Raw genomic sequence first — 20943 nt, 5'->3', positions numbered from 1 at the left:
AGCTTCCATGACATCGCTGATCCATATCGCCGACCGGGTGCTGAACCGGCCGCTGCTGATCACGCGTGACAAGGCCGAGGTGGTGCTTTCCGTCCTTGCCGGCAGGCTCGGCGTCAATGGGCCCGAGAGTTCCCGATTCGAGGGGGGATCGGTCGTCGAGGACGAGAACGGCGCCCGTCGCGCCGTGCCGTATCGCGTCACCCGCGACGGGGTTGGCATCATCACGATCACCGGCTCCCTGGTGAACCGCGGCGCCTGGGTCGGTGCCAGCTCCGGTCTGACTTCCTACGAAGGGATCGGCTTCCAGCTGAAATCGGCAGCTGCCGACCCGGCTGTCAGGTCCGTCATCCTCGACATGCATTCGCCAGGCGGCGAAGCCGTGGGCGCCTTCGAAACCGCGGCCCTCGTGCGCGATCTTGCCGCAAGGAAGCGGACCGTCGCGGTCGTCAACGGCATGGCGGCTTCGGCCATGTACGCCATCGCGTCCGGCGCCAACGAGATCGTCACCACGGAAACCGGCATAGCGGGCTCGATCGGCGTCGTTCTTCTGCACGCCGACTTCAGCCGGCAGCTGGACCGCGACGGCATCACGCCGACGCTCATCCACGCCGGCGCCCACAAGGTCGACGCCAACCCTTTCGAGCCGCTTTCCGACGCCGTCCGCGACGACCTGCAGGCCGAAGTCGACGCCTTCTACGGCGCATTCCTCGCCACGGTGGCCAAAGGCCGGGGCTCCAGGCTCTCCGCCGCCGCCGCGCGCAAGACGGAAGCGCGCACGTTCATTGGCAAGGCTGCGGTCGACGCCGGCATCGCCGACCGGGTCGGTTCGTTCGAAAGCGTACTTGCCGAACTTTCCCGCGCCTCCACGCCGAACGGCGGGCGCTCAACCCCGCAGAAAGGGAGCACATCCATGAGCGAGACCACCGGCGCGCCCGCAGCCTTTGAAGTTGCCGGCATTCCGAAAGCCGATCACGACGCGGCCGTCGCGGCTGCCGAGACCAAAGGTCATGCCTCCGGCGTGGCGGCCGAGAACAAGCGCCTGACGACCGCCCTTGGCGCCGAGGGCGTCAAGGCAGATGGCGGCCGCATGGCGGCGGCGCTCGACCTAGCGACCAGGTCGCCTGCCATGACGGGTGAAGATGTCGCCGCGTTCGTCGTCGCCAACGTCGCGGCGTTCAACCCGGTAGACGCAGGCGCCGAGGTCTATGAGAAATCGCGCCTTGCCGCGGCCGGCCTCGCGCAGCCCGGCGCTGGAAAGTCCGCGGCGGCATCGCAGGAAGCGGCCAACCGGATCCTGGCCAATTACCGCGCCTCGACGGGGGCACCGGCCAGGCAGGGCTGATGCCTCGCACCATCCAACCGCAACTCCTCACCTGAAAGGGTCGATCATGACCAGCATTCCCTTTGCGCAGCCGGGCATGGCGGCACGGGACGTATCCGAGACGTTCACCTCCGCCGAAATCTTCAATTCGGCCATACCGCACCCTGTCACCGAGGACTTTCCCGTGGCAGGGGATGTAGCGCTGCCGGCTTTCTCGGTTGTCGGCCTCGCGGCCACGGACACCCTGGCCATGGCGACTTTTGTCCATGTGCCCGGCAGCAAGGCGACCGGCCGGCTGGTGTTCTCCGGTGTCGGAGCAGTTGACGACGCCATCACCATCGGCGCGACGGTCTATACCTTGAAAGCTGCGCCGACCACTGTCGCCGGTCAGGTCAAGATCGGTGCGACGGCGGCGGAGACCGCCAGCAATTTGATCGCGGCGATCAATGGCGGAGCTGGTGCCGGCACCGCATACGGTTCGCTCACCACGCCCCATCCCGATGTCAGCGCTCAGTCCGATGCCGCCGGGATCGTCGGTATCGTCGCCAAGACCGCGGGAGCGCCCGGCAACGCGATCGCAACCATCGAGACCGGCGCGGCCATCGCATTTTCGAACACCACCCTCGTCGGCGGGGCGGATCAGATCGGTGTGGCGCCGCTCGGCATCACGACTGCCCCGGTGGTCGACACCGATGTCGCTCAGCGCGTCGCGATCTACCGGGCCGGCAATTTCAATCCGGATGCGCTCAATTGGGATGTTTCGTTCAACACGGATGACAAGCGCGAGGCGGCTTTCCGGAGCGCGCCGGCGCCCACCAACATCCTCGTCCGCAAGCGGCTCTGAGCGCAGGGCGCAAAGCCTCAACCCAATCGCGGCCTCGGCCGCATCTTTCACAAGGGCCACGACCATGGCGGATTTCGACAACTACGAACTTTGGGATACGCACACCCTGCTCGGTGTGTTCCGCGAACTCGACATCGTGCCGAGCTACTGGCTCGATCTTCTCTTCCCCAACCAGATGTCATCGACCGACGAATATATCGACCTGGAGAAGATTCCGCGTTCGGGGCGGAAGCTCGCGCCATTCGTCGCCCCAATGGCTCAGGGCCGGGCGATCTACGAGGAAGGCGCGCGCGTCGAGCGCTTCAAGCCGGGTTATGTCAAGGCCAGCGATCCGGTGTCGCCGCTGCGGGCTCTCACCCGCCGCCCGGGCACCTTGCTCGGTCCCAATTCGCAGAGCCCCGCGGCGCGCTACGATGCGGTCAAAGCCGACATCCTGCAGTTCCATCGCGTTGCGGTCGAAAGGCTCTGGGAATGGATGGCCGCCAAGGCCGTCATCGACGGCAAGGTCGTCATCGAAGGCAAGGACATGCCGCAGCGGCTGGTCGACTTCGGTCGAGCAGCCGGACACACCGTGGTGCTCGGCGCCGGCGCGCGCTGGGGCGATCCCGGCGTGTCCATCCTGGACGATATTCAGGGCTGGGCCGACATGATGCATTCGGCCGAGTTCGGCGGCGCGCCGAACCGCATCACCGTCGGCACGGATGCCTGGGGTGTCATGCGACGCGACAGCGAGATCCTTGCCGAGATGGACTTGACCCGGCGCGGCAATGCCGACCTGACGATCAAGACCGGCCTCATGAGCACCGGCGAGGTCCGCTATGGCGGCACGCTCGGTGGCGGTATCGAAGTCTGGGTCTATAAGGACTACTACACCGTCAACGGCTCGGTCACTCCGTTCATGTCGCCCAAGGATGTCGTGCTGACCGGTCCGAACGTGCAGGGCTATCGCTGCTTCGGCACGATCGTCGACGTGCATGCGCAGTTCGAGGCGCTGCCGATCTTCCCGCGCAACTACATCCCTGAAGGCGATGTGGCGATCGAGCAGATCCTCACCCAGTCGGCGCCGCTGATGGTGCCCGTCAATCCGAACGCGACGCTGAAGGCGACGGTCCTCGGCTGATTGCCCCGGTCCGGCATCGTTCTCGGCATTTCAACATCATTGGAGAAAGCATCATGGTCAAAGCCGTTGCTTTGAGCACCGTTCACCTGTGCAAGTCGCCGGGCGAGAAGAGCCTGGAAGGCAAGACAATCAAGCGCGCAGAAATCGAGGTGAAGGCGCCTGGATCAATCATCGACGTCGACAAGAAGCAGCTCGACGATCTTGTCGCAAAGGGTGCCGCGCGCCCAGCCAGCAAGGTTGACCTCGTGAAGGCGGACGAGGCCAGCCAGATGGACCTCGGCCAGGCCTGAGGCCTCACCTTTTCGGAGCCTTTCATGGATATTCGTGCAGCCCGATCGCGCCTTGTCCATGAGACGCGCTCCCGCATGGGCGACCTGATCACCATCCGCGCCAAGCTGCGTGGCGAGATGTCGGTAGCCGACGATCCGTCGCGCCCGGCCATGCTCGGCCTGAAAGGCCGGTTCGACATCGATCCGGACCTGGAATTCCTCGGCGGCCGCGATCGCGGCATGGCCCCGACCCGCTACGCCGGCCGGCTGTGCACCGCTTCGATCCCGCGCGCCGATATGGCCTGGCTGCCGAAGACCGGCGATCAGTGCGAGGTCACCAGCCGCCCGGCCGAGCCGATCTATTCGATCGAGCGCGTCGTCGATGACCTGCCCGAGGTGATCGTGTTCTATCTGTCGAACCTGAAGGCGGCGCCGTGATCTCCGCCGAAGGCGGCAACCGCGCGTCGGGCACGTTTGCCCGGCCGTCCGCAGCGAGCGGCGAAGCCGCGGCGAGCCAAGAACAGAACGGATGAGCCTGGTCAACGCCATGCTGCGCATGCTTGCAGTGCAGGCGCTGCGCGGCAACACCATCGCCGCCGACGGCGTCACCGATTCCTCGATCGAGGCGCTGTCTTCGATCATGAGCGACCGACAGGCGCCGGTCATCCTCGTTCGCATCGACGAGAGCAAGTATGCCGGCCAGAACGAGGGTTTCTTCGTCACCTCCGGCACCGTGACCTTCGCGCTCGACCTGATCGTTGCCTCGAGCGTCACCTATCAGACGACCGACGGCCAGGCGGTCAACCAGATCGAGATCGCGCCGACCGATGCCGGTCTTGAATTCTCGCTCGACATGCTCGACCGGCAGTGGCGGCGCGTGCTGTCCGATCCCAACAATGCCTTCGCGGAATGCTTCCGCTCGCTTGTCGCCGCGATCGGGCCGGTGAAGGCCGCTCGCGGCGTCGATCCGGAAGGCGGCCGCAAGCACGCCATCCGCATGGTCGAGATTGAGATCGAGCCGGTCTGCGATCCCGCTCCGGGCGCCGAGCTGCCTCCCGTCATTGACGCGGCACTGACCAAACTGGCGACGGTCCCGGACTACCAGTCTGCGGTCGTCATCATGCGCGGCGAGTTCGCCAAGGGCTTCGACCTGATGAGCTGGCAGAAGATCCAGTCGACCCTGATGACCACGGCCGCGGTGCCGGCCATGCTGGGCGTCGCACCGCCCGATGCCGGCGAAGTCGTCGGGTTCGACCAGGTCGGCACCGTCATCAACGGCGAGCAGACCGAACTGACGGACGATATTCTGCCCGATCCCGATCTCGGCGGGTCCGCCTGATGCATGACACGGAACTGGTGAAGGTCATCCTCGGCCTGCAGGCCGATATCGCCGCGCTAAAGCGCATGGTCGCCGGCAACCTGCGGTTCGGCACGGTGAAGAAGGTCGATCACGACGCCAAGCGCGTGCAGCTCTTGCTGTCGGACGCCAATGGCCGCGAATTCCTGTCGCCGCTGCGGCCGTGGGGCGAGATCGCCGGCACCGAAAAGTCCTGGCGGCCGCCGACGCAAGGCCAGCAGATGATGCTGGTCGCGCCGCATGGCGACATGCGCCAGGCGGTCGCGCTGCCGATGACCTATTCGGACCAGAACGCATCCCCGTCGTCCGATCCGGGGACGCGGATCCTGTCGACCTTCGGCGGGGCGACGATGCTGTTCGACGGCGGCGGCTACCGCGCGGAACTGTCGGCATCCCGCGTCGACCTCGGCGCGGCCGAGGGCAAGAAGGTCGCCCGCATCGGCGATCGCGTCCATGTCATGTCGGGATCTTCGACCGGCCTTTGGCCGATCGTCGAGGGCTCCTCGAAAGTATTCGCCGCCGACTAGGAGGCCCCCATGAAACTCGTTGTCACCAAGCGCGCGCCGCACCTTGGCGTGGCCGGCACCGCCGTCGAAATGACGCCGTCGCAGGCGGCTTATGAGCGGCTGCGCGGCCATGTCGTCGAGCCGGCGCAGCCGAAGGCTGATGGATCGGGCGACGCTCCGGCGAAGGGCAGACGCGGGAAGCGCAAGTGACGCAATTCGGCATGGACCGCTCGACCGGGCTGCGGCAGAGCGGCTGGGACAACGTCATCCAGGCGATCGAGATCCTGCTGACGACACGCTATTTCGAGCGCGTCTTGCGTGAATATGTCGGCAGTCCGGTCCCGGCGCTGCTCGGCGAGCTCGCCAACGTCCAGACCGTCATCCGCTTCCAGTGGTCGGTCGCGGCCGTGATCCTGCTTTTCGAGCCGCGCCTCACGCCGACGCGCATCTCGCCGCTGACACTCGACCGCGCCGGCGCTTCCGCCTGGGTCATCGAAGGCATTTACCGGCCGCGCGCCCATCTCGGCGACTTCACGCCGGCCGGCACCGTCTCGCTGCGCCTCGGTCAGGCCGGCGGCCAACTGATCGTAACGGGGTAGCGATGCTCGATCTTTCCACGCTCGAGGGATTGCCGACACCGCAGGCGATCACCGTCACGTCGGAGGCCGACGCTCTCGCCGCGATCAAGGCCGTCTTCATCGACCTGGCGACCAGCTACGGGCTAGACGTCACCGGCATCATCGATCTCGAGGGAGAGCCCGGCAACATCCAGCTGCAGGTCGGCGCCTTTCGCGAGGTGCTCTACAGGGCGGCGATCAACGACGCGGTCAAAGCCAACCTGCTGGCCTTCGCGGCCGGCGCCGATCTCGATCACCTGGCTGCGTTCTATGACGTCATCCGCCTGACCGGCGAAACTGATGCCAGGCTGCGCGCCCGCACTGTGGTCGCCATTTCCGGCCGCTCAACAGCCGGCTCCGAAGACTGGTACAAAAGCGCCGCCTTCCGGGCCAGCATCCGGGTCAAGGATGTCGCCGTCTATCGCGTCGGCACCGGACCGGACATCCGCATCGCCGTGCTTGCGACCGACAATTTCGGCGAGCCCGACGCAGCGCTTCTGGCGGGCGTGAACAACGAGGTGCAGAAGAACAGCGTCCGCGTCATTTCTGACCGCGTCACCGTGGTTTCCGCCACCAGCGCCACGGTCAATGTGGCGGCCGACATCTGGCTTCTGCCGACGACGCCGATCACAGTGTTCGACAGTCTCGAAACCCTGCTTCGGCAGGCGATGGCCGAGGAGGGCGGTCTCGGCTTCAACGTCACGCGCTCCTGGCTGACAGCCAAGCTGCAGGCGCCGGGCGTGCAGAGAGTGTCGCTGACCGTTCCGGTGACCGACACGACCGTGGATGACGGCGCCGCGGTGAAGCTTGGCACGGTGACGCTCACCTTCAAGGGCCGCGACCGGTGAGCGAACGGCAGAACCTGCTGCCGCAGAACGCGACGGCCTTCGAGCGCGCGCTCGCGGAATCGCTCGACCGGCTGCCGGAGCTTGAGCCCGGTTTCGACGAACTGCGCGGCTTCAAATTCGCGCCGGTGCAGCCCTCGATCCTGCCCTGGCTCCTCGTGGAATACGGGCTCGGCGCGATTACGCAATATCTTCCCGATCTCGCCTCGGTTATCGAATACGGTCTCCGCTGGCAGCGCGTGAAAGGCACGCCGCAGGGTGTGGCCGAAAGCCTGACATGGGTCGGCTACGCCTTCTCGACCTTCTACGAGGCGCCGGTGCGCCGCACCCGCTGGCACTTCTATGAACTTGAGCTCGACCGTTTCCGCGACGACGAGGATGATCTCGGCACGATCGAGGCCGTGGTGCGCCTGTCGGACCCGGTCCGCTCCGAGTTCTACCGCGCCTGGAACGGCTACAATGTGCGCGAGCACGACTGGGCCTACACCAGGTGGGGCGACGGCATCTGGGGCGACAACTCCGGCGTGTTCCTCCACGCCGGCGGCGTCAAATGGTCCTTCGGCCGCACCTTCGATGCCGGCCAGCACGATCTGACGGAAGCCGAGCTGACCGCGCTTGGCGCCTGGATCGAGCCGGTCGAGGGCGGGTCGATCGGCTGGGGGCCGTTCCCCTGGAACACGCCCGGCCTGAAATGGGTCTCGGACGCCGCTCTGTCGCGGGCGCAGATCATCGCCACCGCGCTGCTCGCCAAGTCGTGCTGGATCGGCGTCTATCGTGAGGACGGCTCGCCGATCGGCTTCCGCAAGGCGCGGGTCTACCGGCCGGTCAACGCTTCCTTCGGCGGGTACTACCAGGCCGCCGGGCAAAGCTGGGTCGTGGCAAGCGGCGCCGGTCCGAACCTTTATGTCGAAGCCATGATGGATTTCGGCGAAGGCGAGGGCGAGACCATCCAATCCTGGAGCGTCACGCTCGGCGGCGTGCCCGTCGGCGCACACCCCGCCGGTATCCGCTGGCTGCCCGGCGCCGCAATCGCGGGTGGCGCCATGGTCGGCGGCTTCGATATCGCGCCGGCGCTTCTCGGCAAAACCTCGCGCGAACGCTTTCGTGCGCTCTTGAAAATCAGCTGAGGCAAAATGGCTTACGAGCACGAGTCGAACCTGACCGGCGCCTATGACCGCGCACCGCAGTTTCCGCTGTGGGACAGCGTGCTCAACCGTGAAGGCAAGATTGGTCAGGCGGCCGAGATGGTCGAGGCCCAGACCATCCTTCAGCGGAAGATCCGTTCGATCGGCAATCTGGTCGCGCGCGACGGCGACCGCGTCGAAGGCGCCGACATCATCATCGATGTTGCGGCGCAAACCGTCACGCTGATCGCCGGCAAGCTCTATGTGGCAGGCCGTGTTCTCGACGCGCCGGCGGCGGTGCTGACAGACGTGCCGATGACAGGTGCCGTGCACATTGGGGTGCGCCTGCTCAAAACTTATGTCACCGAGCTCGAGGAGCCCGCTCTGCTGGGCCTGATGCCGGGCTCGCTGTCCGAGGGGGAAGCGGGCGCCGCGCGCGTCGTGTTCGCGCTCGCCTGGGGCTTCTCCGGCGACGGCGGCGAGGGCGATCTCTATTCGGTCTACCTGTTGAAGGACGGTGTGGCGATCGACCAGACGCCGCCGCCGAACCTGACCGGCATCAACGCGCAGCTCGCGATCTACGACTTCGACGCGAACGGCAACTATATCGTCTCCGGCTGCTCCGTCTCGGCGCTGGGCAAGGATGGCGCCGACCAGGTCTTCTCGATCGCCGAGGGCGTCGCCAACATCAAGGGCCAGAAGCGCACGCGCTATGCGGCGCTGCGCCACCGTGAGACGGAAAGCTTCGATCTGTTCCGCATCCCGACCGAGGTGCACACCTTCGGCACGAACCCGACTATCGTCACCCTCAATCACGGGCCGATCGCCACGATCCGCGAAGTTCTGGTCGAGAAGGAAGTGACCGAGACCGTTGTGCGTGGCGGCACGCCGAACGGCTCGGACGCGCTCACCAACACCGGCGTCACCGCCATCCTCGAGGTGAAGCAAGGCGCGACGACCTATGCGACGCCGGCCGACTATACCAAGGCCGGCGACCTGGTGTCCTGGGCGGCCGGCGGCGCCGAGCCCGCGACCGGGTCGAGCTACACCGTCAAATACCGCTATCTAGGCATCGTCTCGGCAACGGATATCACCCAACCACCATCACCGTCGCCGGCGGCGTCAATGGCGGGCAAATCCAGGTCGACTATGACTTCAAGCTGCCGCGCGTCGACGTGCTCGGCTTGGATAGCGACGGCAATTCAGTCTACCTGAAGGGCGTTTCGAGCCGCACCAACGCGCTGCCGCCGACGGTGCCGGCCGACGTGCTGCCGCTCGCGCTGGTCGAGAACATCTGGACCGGCACGCCGAACGTCACCAATATCGGCGTGCGCGCCTACACCATGGCGAAGATCGACCGGATGTATAACAGCCTGGTCGACGCTCTGGACCTGATCGCCCTCGAGCGCCTGCAACGCGACATCGACAGCCGCGAGCCGATCTCGAAGAACGGCGTCTTCGTCGATCCCTTCACCTCCGATCGCTACCGTGACGAGGGCGAGCCGCAGACCGCGGCTGTGTTCGGCGGCCTGCTGCGGCTGGCGATCGACCCCAGCTTCCATTCGATCAACCTGGCGGGCGTGACGCTGCTCGGCTGGACGGAAGAAGTGGCGGTCGAGCAGGCGCTGGCCACTCGCTGCACCAAGATCAATCCCTATCAGAATTTCACGCCCCTGCCGGCGTCGATGACAATCAATCCGCCGGTCGACTACTGGACGGAGAGCGCCACCGAATGGGCCTCCGACAGCGCGGCGGCTCTGTCGTCGCCGGTTGTCATCACCACGTCGAGGTCGACCGCCGGCCGCACCACGACAACCACGACGACCACGCAGAAGGAGACCATCGAGAGCTCGACCCGCGAGGAGACGCTGGCCTATCTGCGCCAGATACCGCTGCAGTTCACGATCAAAGGCTTCGGTGCGGGCGAGAACCTGACCAAGCTCGAATTCGACGGCATCGACGTCAACCCTGGCGGCCTCGGCGCCGACGGCTCCGGCCAGATCGTCAGCAGCTTCACCATCCCGGCCAATGTGCCGGCGGGCTCAAAGGGACTGGTCGCGCAGGGCGCCGGCGGCTCGAAAGCCGCCGCCATCTTTGTCGGCCAGGGCACGATCGACGTCGAGACGCTGCGTCGCGTCGTCACCACCACGGTGCAGCAGACCTCTGTCACCGCGCCGCGCGAAACGGGCGGCCAGACCGGCGGTGGCGGGAACGGCGGCAGCCGTTCGGATCCGCTGGCCCAGACCTTCACATTGACCGAAGGCCGGCACATCGCCGGCGTCAACCTGAAGGTCTGCCTGGTCGGCGATCCCGACAATCCGATTGTGCTCGAGCTTGTCGAGGTCGCCAACGGCATCCCGACCGTCAACGTCATCGCCCAGGCGTTCTACGACATGAACGCAGCGGTGATCGGCCAGTGGACCGAGATCCGCTTCCCCTATCCGATCTGGCTCGCCGGCGGCATCGAATACGCCTTCGTCGTCAAGACCAACGATGGCAACCATTCGATAAAGACCGCCAAGCTCGGCGACTTCGATGCCGACCTGCAGCAGCCGGTCGCCGCGCAGCCCTATTCGGTCGGCGTCATGCTGTCGTCGTCGAACGCCGTCACCTGGACGCCGCACCAGGACGAGGACATCTGCTTCCGGCTGGTTGCGGCTAAATTCGCGCCGGCGACCAAGACCGTCAATGTCGGCACCTTCGCGGTCGCCAACATGAGCGATCTCCTGATCCGCGCCGAGGTCGAGCTGCCGACCGCGGCGGCGGCGATGCATTTCGAGGTCGAACTCGACGACGGCTCGATCACACTGCTCAATCCCGACCAGGCGTGGGAACTGCAGTCGTTCTACACCGGCAACGTCCAGGTGCGGGCAGTGTTGTCGGGCGCGGCCAAGGTCTCGCCCGTGGTGTTCCCGGTGATCCTGGCGATCCAGGGTGAGCTGCAGACGACAGGCACCTATGTGACGCGCGCCTTCGACATGGGAACACTCGTCGACATCCTGGCCTACCTTAAGACCAAGATCCCGACCGGAGCGACGATCGCGCTGCACGTTGACGCCGCCAACGATGTTTGGACCCCGGTTCCGCAGGTGACGCAGACCCCGCTTCAGGACGCGGGCTGGGTCGAGCGGAAGTACAGTCTCGCCGGCTTCACCGCGAACCCTGTCGGGCGGCTTCGGATTACGTCGAACGGCACGCCGGCGGCGCGGCCGATGGCCTACGACTTCCGGGCGATCTCTGCGCCTTGACTGCCTCGCGCCGCGCACCGGCGCCGCCTGCGGCTCCGGCGGGGCGGCGAACGATCGCCGGCCCGCGGTCGCGGGCTTAACCTTCAAACTGGGACCGCCAAATGGCCGTTGAAAACACCACGCCGAACCGGAACTACCAGCTTCCGGACGGCAGCAACAACCTCGTGGACGACGTTCTGCGGCTGATCGCGGCGCTCTCAGCGATCGACCTCGACATTGCCGGCCTGCTCGTCTCGGTCGCGCAGCGCGCGCTGCTGGTCCACAGCCACGTCATCGCCGACACGACCGGCCTGCAGGCCGCGCTCGACAGCAAGCAGGACGGCTCGGAAAAGGGCAACGCGAACGGCTATGCCAGCCTCGACGCGACCGGGAAGGTGCCGGCTGCGCAACTACCTTCGACGCTCTTCGGCTCGCTCAATTATCAGGGCGACTGGAACGCCAACACCAACACCCCGACCATCCCGGCGGCCGCAGCCGGGAACAAGGGCTGGTACTACATGGTGTCCGTGGCCGGCGCGACGAGCGTCGGCGGGATCACCGACTGGAAGGTCGGCGATTGGGTCGTCTCGGACGGCACCAAATGGGTGAAAATCGACAACACCGACGCCGTGGCGTCGGTGGCCGGCCTTTCCGGCGCGATCAGCGCTGCCAGCCTGAAAACGGCCTTGGCGATTGCCGTCGCCGACATCACGGACGCCTCGGCGAACGGCCGCTCGCTGATCTCAGCCGCCGACTATGCTGCGATGCGGACCTTGCTTGGGCTTGTGGCCGCCGCAACGGCCGCGACCGCGAACACTCTCGCGCAACGCGATGCCTCGGGCGACATCACAACTCGCCTGTTCCGCTCGACCTATGCCAATGGTGCCGATGCAGTGACGGGCTTTTTTGGGCGCATCTCTTCGGACGGAACCGGCGACAACTACGCCCGCCCGCAATCCATTGCACAGACAAAAGCCATTCTCGGCATCGGGACCATGGCGAGCCGATCGCTGACGATCTCGACGTCCGCGCCAAGCGGTGGCGTTGATGGCGACGTTTGGTTTCAGGTGTAGGTATGGCCGCTTTTGCGAGGGACGCCGGTATCTGGAAGCCAATCGCCCCCAAATGGACCAGGCGTGCCGGTGTTTGGCAGAAGGTGAGAAAGGGCTTCGCAGATGTCGCCGGCATCTGGAAGCCTGTGTGGAGTTCCGACATCGCGGTTGCCTACCACGGCGCGGGTGATCCGGGTTTCACCTTCTCCGGCGTTCCGCTGCCCGAGGTCGGTCAGCAACGGGTCATGGTCGTTGCTTGGGGACAATTCAACGGCGGCAGCTTCTCTTCCGGCAATGTCATGGGGGTGGCGCTTACCCCGCTTGTTGAGTTGGGGAGCGGGCAGAGCCGCGCAGGCATAGCTGCCGCAGTGGTCAATACCGGCTCGTCTGGAACGGCATCGGTCAGCCTTACCGCTGGCGCATCAGGTGGCCATGATCTCGGAGTGTTCAGTCTGTTGGGCGCTGACATTACGCCTCTCACAACGGCCAGTGACGCCACGTCCCCGATCAATATATCCCTCGATGTTGCCGATGGCGGCGTGATTATAGGCTGCGCAATGGGCCGAGGAACTCTCACCGCTGGCAATGGGTGGGCATGGTCCGAGCTTGTCGAGGATTTCGAGCGAGATACGCTCAGCAACGACTATGTGACCGGAGCACACAAAGCCTACGCTTCCGCAGCAACCGGAGTGGCGATCACCGCAACGGCATCTGGCTCCGTCGCGGACAGCGCCGGCGTCGCTGTTTCGTTCAAGCCTCAGCCTTGAGGCATCTAGTCCGAACCGTCTTCGGGATACGTCTGTGGCAGGAAAGCAAACCCTATAAAACCCGCCAGAAGGATCAGAGCGATCACGATTGCTAAGATCAGGATTGCTGTGCCAGCCATTTCCCCACCCCTTCCCCGAGAGAAACCATGCAATTTCTAGTTCTACTTATCGATGGCACTCGTTTGGTCAAGGGGCATCCCGGTTGGCGGATTGGGGACACGCCGGAGACGGCTCGGCTCTTGACCGACGACGAACTTGTCGCTGCAGGCTTCGGACTGAAGCTCGTGGATCAGCCGCCGACGTTCGATCCGGCCAAGCAAACGCGGCAGCTCGCGCCGATCGAAGAGTGGGAAGTCACGGATAGCACGGCGACCTTGGGATACGTCGTCGCTGATCTGCCGTTTTCCGCCGTTCGCGACCTTAAGCTTGCCGCCTTGGCCGACAAGCGCTGGCAGGTCGAGACAGGCGGGATCGTGGTCGGGGGGGCGCCGGTTCGCACCGACGCCAACAGCCAAGCCAAGATCACTGGGGCGGTAGCCTTGTTCCAGAACGACCCCGGACTCGACACGATCGATTGGGAGGCGCAGCCTGGTGTTTGGGTAACGCTGGATGCGGCCAGCATCACAGCGATAGGCATCGCCGTCGGGCGCCATGTACAGGCGTGCTTCAGTCGAGCGAGGACGCTTTCGGAAGAGATTATGGCTGCGGCGAATCTTGCGGCGCTCGACGGGATCGATATCGACGCAGGCTGGCCGTCTTAGACCAGACTGGAGGCCTCTGTCTTCGCTGCCCGCCTTCGCGGGCTTTTTTGTTTCAACCCACAGGAGAGACTGTCATGACCGACCCCGTCTTCGGGATCACAATCCGCCGCGACGCCAACGAGGCGGCCGTGCCGTCGAATGCGCTGATGAGCGTCGTTGGCATCTGCATGCCCTTCGCCAAGGCGCCGACGGCTCTGCAGGCGGCTTTCGACGCGGCATTCCCGGCCGGTGTCGCCGTCCGCCTGAATTCGAACGACACGACCAAGCTCGCGCTCTGCGATCCCGATTCGCTGTTCGTCGACGCCGTGGAAGGCATCAATGCGCAGCTCGGCCCCTACCAGGTCGCCGCCCAGCTCGTGGTCAACCGCGTCGCCGAGGGCGCCGACATCGCCGCCACCATCGCCAACATCGTCGGCTCGTCGGTCGCCGGCACCGGCATCAACGCTTTCGTCAATGCCGGCGCCGATCTCGGCGTCTATCCGCGCCTCATCCTGGTGCCGGGATACACGACGCAGCAGTTCGGCGCGCTGACCGGCCTGACGCTGACGACACAAGGGTCCAACATGACCGTCGCTCCGGCCGTCGAGTTCACCGGCGGCGGCGCCGATCCGAACAAGGTGCTGCCGACCGCGCATGCCGTCATGGGCATCGGCCCCGACGCCCAGAAGGTGGCTTCGCTCGTCATCGACACGCCCGGAGCGTACCTGTCCGCGCCGCTCAACGTCTCCTTCAGCGGCGGCGGCGTCGACGCCGGCAAGGTGCTGCCGACCTCGACGGCAGAAGTCGAGGAACTCGCCAACGCCGTCTGCGCGGCGCTGCCCGAGGTGCTGAACAAGATCCTCGCCGTGGCGATCGTCGATGGGCCGAACGGCCTTGCCGCCTTCACACAGTGGCGCGAGACGCTGTCGTCCGACCGTCTGATCCCGGTGACGCCCGGCATCAAGCGCCTCGACGCGTCCGGCGATGTCGTAACCCGCCCCGCCGCGCCTCGTGTCGCCGGCGTCGCCGTGCGCCGCGACTATGAGAATGACGGCCGGCCATTCCGCTCCTGGGCCAACCAGGCGCTTTACGGCATCGTCGGGCCGGAGCAAAACTATCGCTTCTCGCTCACCGACGGCTCGACGGAAGGACAGGAAATCCTGGCCGCCCAAGGCGGCATCATCGCGCGCGGCGACAGCGGCGACGACTTCGCCATCGCCGATGGCGGCTTCGTCTATATCGGCACCGACAATCTGTCGGACCAGACGATCTGGCAGCAATATCACAAGGTGCGCGGCCGCGACTTCATCGAGCTGACCTGCCTGCGCACGCTGCGCCAGTTCCTGGGCAAGTTCAACCTGACCACGCAGACGATCCAGTCGGTGGTCAACACCGTGCACGACATCCTCGCCAAGGCCGAGGCGAACGGCGACATCCTCGGCTTCAAGTGCCGCTTCGATCCGGAATTGAACAACGCGCAGGATCTGCGCTCCGGCCATATCTATATCGACGCGCAATTCGAGGAAGCGCCGGTGTTCCGCCGCCTGACCATGACCAGCCGTCCCTATGCACCGGCCCTGCAGGCGACGATCGACGAGCTTTTGGCTCGCCAAAATCTCGTTTCTTGATCTGCCTCACGCCGCGCACCGGCGGCTTTGCCGCCTGCGGCTCCGGCGGGGCGCGGCACGAGCCGCGACGCCCAGTCGGGCTTGCGGGCTTCGCCCGTACACTCTGAAACCTCTCAAAAGGAACGCCAGTCATGGCCGAGAAACTGCTGCTGCTCGAACAGGTCAACCTCTTCGTCGGCGACCAAGACCCGGAAGATTCGAACCACATCAAGCTCCAGTCGCTCGGGCTCCCGACGCTGGAGCAGGTGACCGTTGCCCATCTCGGCGGCGGCGCGCCCGGCGAGGTCGAGTTCGGCATGAACGCCATCAAGGCGCTGCAGCCGACCTTCAAGCTCGCCGGCTTCGCCAAGTCGAGCTATCGCGCCATGGGCGTCGGCACCAACCAGCCGCTGAACTTCACCGGCTACGGCGTCTTGAAGAACAAGCAGACCGGCGACGCCTTCCAGGCGAAGACGGTCATCCGCGGCATCGTCAGCCGCATCGCGCCCGACGCCTTCGACCGCGCCTCGGCTTTCGGCCATGATCACCAGATCGGCGAGGTGACGCACTACGAGCTCTCGGTCGACAACGAGGAATGGTTCTACTGGGACTATTTCACCACCCGCCGCCGCCAGTTCGGCGTCGATGAACTGGGCAAGGCCCGCGTGCTGCTCGGGATCGAATAATGGTCGACAAGAACGCGATCGAGCAATTCATGACCGGGATCGACGAAGCTGCGCCCGTCGCAATCGGTGCGGGCGCACACGACGAGGCACAGGTGGAGACCGAACTCGCGGACGCTGACTACCGGTCCCTGACATTGCGGCTCCCGATCACGCTCAATGGTGAACGCCTCATGCGCATCCGGATGCGGCCGCCGTTTCTCGAAGACATCGACGACTGGTCGAATGCCGAGATCAGCAACCGCGATCTGCTCGCCCGGCTCTGCGGCCTGCCGGCGGCGGCGCTCAAGAAGCTCGTCTGGAATGACGCGGAGGCCTTGATGGAAATCTTCCATCAGCTCGTGCCGGAGTTCGTCTTTGCAGCTGCGAAGGATGACGCCTGATGGCCAGGATGTCGGCGGAGCTGATCGTCAGCCTGATCGACCGCGTGTCGGGCCCGGCTGCAAAGGCGCGGACCAGCCTGACCGCGCTGCAGCGCGCCGAACGCGATGTCTACCTGGCGCGCAACAACACGCGCCTGACCCGCACGCAGGTGGCCGAGGAGCGGCTTCTGGCTGTGCAGGATGCCGAACGGCAGAAGCGGCTTGCGCAATGGGCCACCTTCGGCAAGGCAGCCGGTGTCGCGACCGCCGCTGCCGGTTATGTCGCGATCCGTACGGCGCGCGACTATGCGCAGCTTGAGCGCACGATCGGGCGCATCGTCATCAATGCCGACAAGCCGGCGACCAGTATCAAGCCGACGATCGCCGTGCTGCAGGAGCTTGCGGACAAGTCGAAGCTGCCGTTCGACAATGTGGTGCAGGGCCTCGAAACGCTGATCGCCTCCGGCAGGTCGCTCGAGGAGGGGCTGGCCTTCCTGCCGTCGGTCGCCCGCACGGCGCAGGCCTCAGGCTCCGAAATGTCGGACATCGCTCTCACTGCGGACGCGCTCGCCAATTCGCTCGGCATCACCGCCGACAGGATGCAACAAGCCTTCGACATCCTCGCTTTCGAGGGCAAGGCCGGCAAGTTCGAGTTGAAGGACATGGCGGCGGAGCTGCCGGCGATCGCGCCTGCCTTCGCGGCGCTCGGCTACAAGGGCACCGAGGGCCTGAAGCGCCTGGCCGCCATGCTGGAGATCGTGCGCAACCAGACCGGATCTTCGGCCGAGGCCGCGACCAATTTCTCGAATATCTTGCAGAAGGCCTATGGCAACGAGGTGGCCAAGAACTTCAAGAAGTATCATATCGACATCCGCAAGGAACTCGACCGCACCAGAAAGGAGGGCGGCGACGTCATCCAGACGCTGGTCGAGCAGACGCAGAAGGCGCTCAAGGGCGACCTGTCGAAGCTGCCGCTGATCTTCACCGACATCCAGATGCAGCAGGGCATGCGCGCGCTGCTGACGCAGATGCCGGAGCTGCAGAAGCACCTCGACGCGCTCGGCAGCTCGGCCGGCACCGTGGCAAAGGATTTCGCCCAGATCACCGGCGATGCCGAAGGCAACTGGCAGCAGCTGATCAACAACATTCAGGAAACGGGGAGGGCGCTTGGCGACCTCTCCGGCAGGGCACTCAACCCGGTCCTCGAAAAGGTCAACAGCCGTCTGTCCGACATGATGGCCGTCGACAAGGGCTATGAGACGCTGCGGGCAAGCGGCCGCGATCCGCTGGCCTATATGGGCGAGTTCAAGGATCGCTACAACAAGCAGCATCCCGAGCTTGGGTTCTTCGATCGCTTCACCGGCGCGCCGGCCGAGAAGGCGTTCCGCGATGCGCTGGCGCAGCTCGGCCGCGGCGAGATCAAGAGTGTCTTCGATGCGCTGCAGACGAAGATCCTCGAAGATCGCCAGACGCGCGAGCCGAACACCGGCATGCCGGCCTCGAGCACGCCGATCCCCACGCCACGTCCGAGGAACTGGGCAGAGATGACCCCTGCCGAGCGGCAATTCCAGGTGTACGCCGAAGGGCGTCATGCGGCTGCCAGGGGTGGCCAGGCCTATGTGCCGCCGGCACCAGGTCTCCCGGGCATCGGCCCGAACGTCGCCGGCTTCGACGCCGATGAATTCGAGCGCCGGCTGCAGTCCGGCGGCGCGGATGCCGGCGCCAAGATCGCCGAAGGCGGCACGCAGGCGGGCCAGAACGCCGCGCAAACGTTCAGCTCCGGCGTCGCCGGGGCCGGGTCGGCCTTCGGCAAGAGCGCGGCCGCGGCCTTCATCGCCGGCGTCAGCGGCTTCCTGTCTTCGGCCAGGGCCGATCTGATGCGGCCGGTCGGCTCGCTCGGTGGCAGGACGACCGGCCAGCAGGTGCAGGCCGATACACGCGGGCAGGCGATCGATTTTGGGGGACCGCGCTGATGCTGATGAAGATCGGTCTGGTCGAGTGCGATCTCTCCTTCAACATCGACACGCATGGCCGGGAGACGACGCACGACTATGCGGAAAAGCCGGTGGTCGGCGCGAGGCCGCCCCTCGAGGATGTGGGCGTCGGGTCGGAAACGCTCACCGTCTCCGGCCGCCTGATCCCGTCGAAGCTTGGCGGTTTGGGCACGTTAAACATCCTGCGCAACGCGCAGCTCGCCGGCACGCCGCAGCTGGTCACACGTGGCGACGGCAGCGTGTTCGGCTTCTATGTCGTCCAGTCGATCAGCGACGAGCACGCATTCCTCGATCGCGACGGGGTCGGCCATATCGTCGATATCACAGTCAAGATGCAAAAATCGGCGGCGCCGGCGGCGAGCGATTTCTTCGCAACGCTGTTTTCGCTGCTCGGCTAAAGGCGCGCGAAAACGATTACTTTCCTTGGAACCGAACCGCTGTCGAGAGCGTAGTAGACCAAATGAGGGAAGGGACCTTATGGGCGGCGGCACGATTCTGGTCGTTGAGGACGAACCTCTCATCCTCTTGGAAATTGAAACCGCATTGGAGGAAGCTGGCTTTGCCGTGTCGGGCTTGACCAGTGCCGAAGCTGCATTGAGCGCGTTCGATGCGGCGCCTGAGACGATCAAAGCCCTCATTACCGACATTCGTCTGGGTCCGGGGAAATCAGGTTGGGATTTGGCTCGCGAAATCCGTGCGGTAAATGCTGCCATGCCGGTAATCTACATCAGCGGCGACAGCGCCGTTCATTGGCCTTCCGAAGGCGTCCCCAACAGCGTAATGATTGCGAAGCCGTTCTTCATGCCGCAGATCACGACCGCACTGGCCACCCTGCTCAACGATCAGCCGCCCGGCGAAAACACTTAGCCGCTCGGACACGATTCTGGATTGGAGCCCATGACCGAGACCGTCACCGTCAGGGCGGAAGGCACGACGCTGTCCACTCTTCTTGCAAGGCACTATCGCAAGGTCTTCTCGGGCATGGTGGCGAAGACCTTCGCCCTTAACCAGGATCTTGCCAGGTCCGGTCCGCAGCTTCCCGTGGGTTTAGTCGTGACCGTGATGACACAGGCGGAAATGGCGGCTGAAGGCGCGGCCCCCAGGCCAGTGATCGATCTCTTCGAATGACAGCGGGCAAAAGCCCGCAAGCCCGACCGGGCGTCGCGGCCTATGCCGCGCCCCGCCGGAGCGCCTGCGGCGCGTGAGGCAAAATGAGAAAAGGTCATTTCCGCGTCGTGGTCGGTGGGCAGGATGTCACCTCCCGTTTCGTGCCGCTGCTGATCTCGCTGTCCATCACCAAGAGCGGCACCGAGGCGACGCATTCGGCGACGTTCACGCTCGACGATAAAGATGCGACGGTCCGGTTTCCCAAGACGGGCACGCCTGTCTCGATCGAGCTCGGCTGGGAAGGCGGCGCGATGCGCCGCTTTGAGGGCGAGGTCGACACCTGCGACTGGTCTCTTGATCGCGGCTCCGGCAGCGTTCTGACGGTCACTGCGCGCTCGGCCAGCCTCAAAGGCAAGGTCAAGCAGCCGACCGACCGCCATTGGGAAAGGACAACGCTCGGACGGGTCCTCGAGGACGCTGCCGGCGACGCCGGTCTGTCGATCAAGGTGCATTCCTCGCTTGCCGGCCGGCAGCTGGAATATGAAGCGCAGGACAATGAAAGCTTCTTCGCCTTCGCCGACCGGCTTGCGCGCGAGCACGGCGCGACGTTTGCCATCAAGGGATCGCAGGCTGGCTTCGTGCCGCGTAACCAGGGCGTTTCGGCGACAGGCCAGCCGCTGCCGACCATCGTCATCACCCGCGGCATGGTGATTTCGGCAAGCGGCCTGACGCCGGCGACCGACCGGCCGCGCTTCAAGAAGAAGAAAGGCCGCTGGTACGACTTGCATAGAGCCAGGCAGGTGATCGAAGAGGTCGAAACCGGCGACGACGTCGAGCCGGAGGACGTGCTGCGCTTCATGCAGCCGGACGCGACTGCAGCGCAGACGCGCGCCGATTCCGATCGTATCGACGGCGCGCGGCAGAAGGGCGCCGGTTCGATCACGATCGAGGGCGAGCCGACGGCCGAGCCGGAAGGCACTGCCATCATCCAGCTGCGCGCCGGCGTCGACGGCAGCTACACAATCGCCTCGATCACCGATACGCTCGACCGCGGCAGCGGCTACACCACGCAGATCTCGTTAGGCAACCCGCAAGGTTCGGCCGGAACGGACAGCCGTTAGGCCGAGAGCAACTTCACCATCGTCAGCCGCCTACGCACCAACCGTCGTGCTGAGTCTTGAAATGCCTCGCGCTCGGCTTCGAGCACGAAATCCAGGGTCATCATATCGAGCAGGAACTCGTCGACCGCCTCGGCCAGGCCCTGCGACTTATCTTTGAGTTGAGCGAGAAGCGCACGCGCCTCTCCCACCGCGTTGGCGCCGCCGGCGTCGATCAGCGCCTCAAGCTTCCTGAAACAATCCAATCCTGAAATCCCCCTTGCCGCCGGCCTCAATCCCCGGC

The 20943-nt window shown here is 65.4% G+C and carries 25 protein-coding genes; 24 read left to right on the top strand and 1 reads right to left on the bottom strand.

From position 1 onward, the window contains the following. The first annotated feature begins 7 nt into the window (after positions 1–7). The 24 genes from EJ078_RS06415 (at position 8) to EJ078_RS06300 (ending at position 20663) form a co-directional block, all read left to right on the top strand. Entirely contained in the window at positions 8–1342 is a 1335-nt protein-coding gene (locus tag EJ078_RS06415; protein ID WP_208721131.1) for a S49 family peptidase, read from the top strand. A gap of 46 nt (positions 1343–1388) precedes the next feature. Beyond that, positions 1389–2165, top strand: coding sequence for a hypothetical protein (locus EJ078_RS06410; protein WP_208721129.1), 777 nt, complete (start codon positions 1389–1391; stop codon positions 2163–2165). A 64-nt stretch (positions 2166–2229) separates the two neighbouring features. Then, positions 2230–3285: a major capsid protein gene (locus EJ078_RS06405; protein ID WP_208721127.1), complete on the top strand. Its 1056-nt coding sequence runs from the start codon at positions 2230–2232 to the stop codon at positions 3283–3285. 53 nt (positions 3286–3338) lie between these two features. Beyond that, a complete protein-coding gene (locus EJ078_RS06400; protein WP_127246326.1) occupies positions 3339–3575 on the top strand; it encodes a hypothetical protein in 237 nt (78 codons plus the stop codon). 24 nt (positions 3576–3599) lie between these two features. After that, positions 3600–3992, top strand: coding sequence for a hypothetical protein (locus EJ078_RS06395; protein ID WP_208721125.1), 393 nt, complete (start codon positions 3600–3602; stop codon positions 3990–3992). Positions 3993–4083: 91 nt separating this feature from the next. Further along, complete coding sequence (locus EJ078_RS06390; protein WP_208721118.1) at positions 4084–4893, top strand: hypothetical protein; 810 nt, start codon at positions 4084–4086, stop codon at positions 4891–4893. Continuing rightward, positions 4893–5438: a phage baseplate assembly protein V gene (locus EJ078_RS06385; protein ID WP_127215574.1), complete on the top strand. Its 546-nt coding sequence runs from the start codon at positions 4893–4895 to the stop codon at positions 5436–5438. The genes EJ078_RS06390 and EJ078_RS06385 overlap by 1 nt, the downstream gene beginning before the upstream one ends. Positions 5439–5447: 9 nt before the next feature. Then, positions 5448–5627, top strand: coding sequence for a hypothetical protein (locus EJ078_RS06380; protein WP_208721116.1), 180 nt, complete (start codon positions 5448–5450; stop codon positions 5625–5627). Further along, complete coding sequence (locus EJ078_RS06375; protein WP_095781607.1) at positions 5624–6016, top strand: GPW/gp25 family protein; 393 nt, start codon at positions 5624–5626, stop codon at positions 6014–6016. Before EJ078_RS06380 ends, EJ078_RS06375 begins: the two co-directional genes overlap by 4 nt. A 2-nt stretch (positions 6017–6018) precedes the next feature. Beyond that, positions 6019–6882, top strand: coding sequence for a baseplate J/gp47 family protein (locus tag EJ078_RS06370; RefSeq protein WP_208721114.1), 864 nt, complete (start codon positions 6019–6021; stop codon positions 6880–6882). After that, the gene (locus tag EJ078_RS06365; protein WP_208721112.1) at positions 6879–8006 is read left to right on the top strand and encodes a phage tail protein; all 1128 of its coding nucleotides are present in this window, start codon (positions 6879–6881) and stop codon (positions 8004–8006) included. Before EJ078_RS06370 ends, EJ078_RS06365 begins: the two co-directional genes overlap by 4 nt. Positions 8007–8012: 6 nt before the next feature. After that, positions 8013–9218, top strand: coding sequence for a DUF4815 domain-containing protein (locus EJ078_RS30665; RefSeq protein ID WP_208721110.1), 1206 nt, complete (start codon positions 8013–8015; stop codon positions 9216–9218). After that, the gene (locus EJ078_RS30170; protein ID WP_348627315.1) at positions 9107–11251 is read left to right on the top strand and encodes a DUF4815 domain-containing protein; all 2145 of its coding nucleotides are present in this window, start codon (positions 9107–9109) and stop codon (positions 11249–11251) included. Before EJ078_RS30665 ends, EJ078_RS30170 begins: the two co-directional genes overlap by 112 nt. A 101-nt stretch (positions 11252–11352) precedes the next feature. Next, positions 11353–12303 carry a hypothetical protein gene (locus tag EJ078_RS06350; protein WP_127335099.1) on the top strand — a complete coding sequence of 317 codons (951 nt, stop codon included), beginning with the start codon at positions 11353–11355 and terminating at the stop codon, positions 12301–12303. Positions 12304–12305: 2 nt separating this feature from the next. Then, entirely contained in the window at positions 12306–13049 is a 744-nt protein-coding gene (locus EJ078_RS06345; RefSeq protein ID WP_208721106.1) for a hypothetical protein, read from the top strand. A 239-nt stretch (positions 13050–13288) separates the two neighbouring features. After that, the gene (locus tag EJ078_RS06340; RefSeq protein WP_208721102.1) at positions 13289–13810 is read left to right on the top strand and encodes a DUF4376 domain-containing protein; all 522 of its coding nucleotides are present in this window, start codon (positions 13289–13291) and stop codon (positions 13808–13810) included. A gap of 74 nt (positions 13811–13884) precedes the next feature. Then, on the top strand, positions 13885–15417 hold the full coding sequence (locus EJ078_RS06335) for a phage tail protein (protein WP_208721101.1): 1533 nt from the start codon (positions 13885–13887) through the stop codon (positions 15415–15417). A gap of 131 nt (positions 15418–15548) precedes the next feature. After that, positions 15549–16082 (top strand): phage major tail tube protein, encoded by a 534-nt coding sequence (locus EJ078_RS06330; protein ID WP_127335095.1) that lies wholly within the window; start codon positions 15549–15551, stop codon positions 16080–16082. Then, complete coding sequence (locus tag EJ078_RS06325) at positions 16082–16462, top strand: phage tail assembly protein (protein WP_127335094.1); 381 nt, start codon at positions 16082–16084, stop codon at positions 16460–16462. The genes EJ078_RS06330 and EJ078_RS06325 overlap by 1 nt, the downstream gene beginning before the upstream one ends. After that, positions 16462–18414, top strand: coding sequence for a phage tail tape measure protein (locus EJ078_RS06320; RefSeq protein ID WP_208721100.1), 1953 nt, complete (start codon positions 16462–16464; stop codon positions 18412–18414). The genes EJ078_RS06325 and EJ078_RS06320 overlap by 1 nt, the downstream gene beginning before the upstream one ends. Beyond that, positions 18414–18833 carry a phage tail protein gene (locus tag EJ078_RS06315; RefSeq protein ID WP_208721099.1) on the top strand — a complete coding sequence of 140 codons (420 nt, stop codon included), beginning with the start codon at positions 18414–18416 and terminating at the stop codon, positions 18831–18833. The genes EJ078_RS06320 and EJ078_RS06315 overlap by 1 nt, the downstream gene beginning before the upstream one ends. A 79-nt stretch (positions 18834–18912) precedes the next feature. Beyond that, a complete protein-coding gene (locus tag EJ078_RS06310) occupies positions 18913–19302 on the top strand; it encodes a response regulator (RefSeq protein ID WP_095800211.1) in 390 nt (129 codons plus the stop codon). A 30-nt stretch (positions 19303–19332) separates the two neighbouring features. After that, on the top strand, positions 19333–19563 hold the full coding sequence (locus EJ078_RS06305; protein ID WP_127217002.1) for a tail protein X: 231 nt from the start codon (positions 19333–19335) through the stop codon (positions 19561–19563). Between the two features lie 83 nt (positions 19564–19646). Then, a complete protein-coding gene (locus EJ078_RS06300; RefSeq protein WP_127335092.1) occupies positions 19647–20663 on the top strand; it encodes a contractile injection system protein, VgrG/Pvc8 family in 1017 nt (338 codons plus the stop codon). Here EJ078_RS06300 and EJ078_RS06295 read toward each other — a convergent pair. Further along, entirely contained in the window at positions 20660–20905 is a 246-nt protein-coding gene (locus EJ078_RS06295; protein ID WP_245459124.1) for a DUF4335 domain-containing protein, read from the bottom strand. The two genes, EJ078_RS06300 and EJ078_RS06295, sit on opposite strands and share 4 nt — an antisense overlap. Positions 20906–20943 lie beyond the last annotated feature (38 nt).

The sequence above is a fragment of the Mesorhizobium sp. M1A.F.Ca.IN.022.06.1.1 genome, assembly GCF_003952605.1.
In the GTDB taxonomy this organism is placed as follows: domain Bacteria; phylum Pseudomonadota; class Alphaproteobacteria; order Rhizobiales; family Rhizobiaceae; genus Mesorhizobium.
This window is presented reverse-complemented; position numbering and strand designations above follow the sequence as displayed.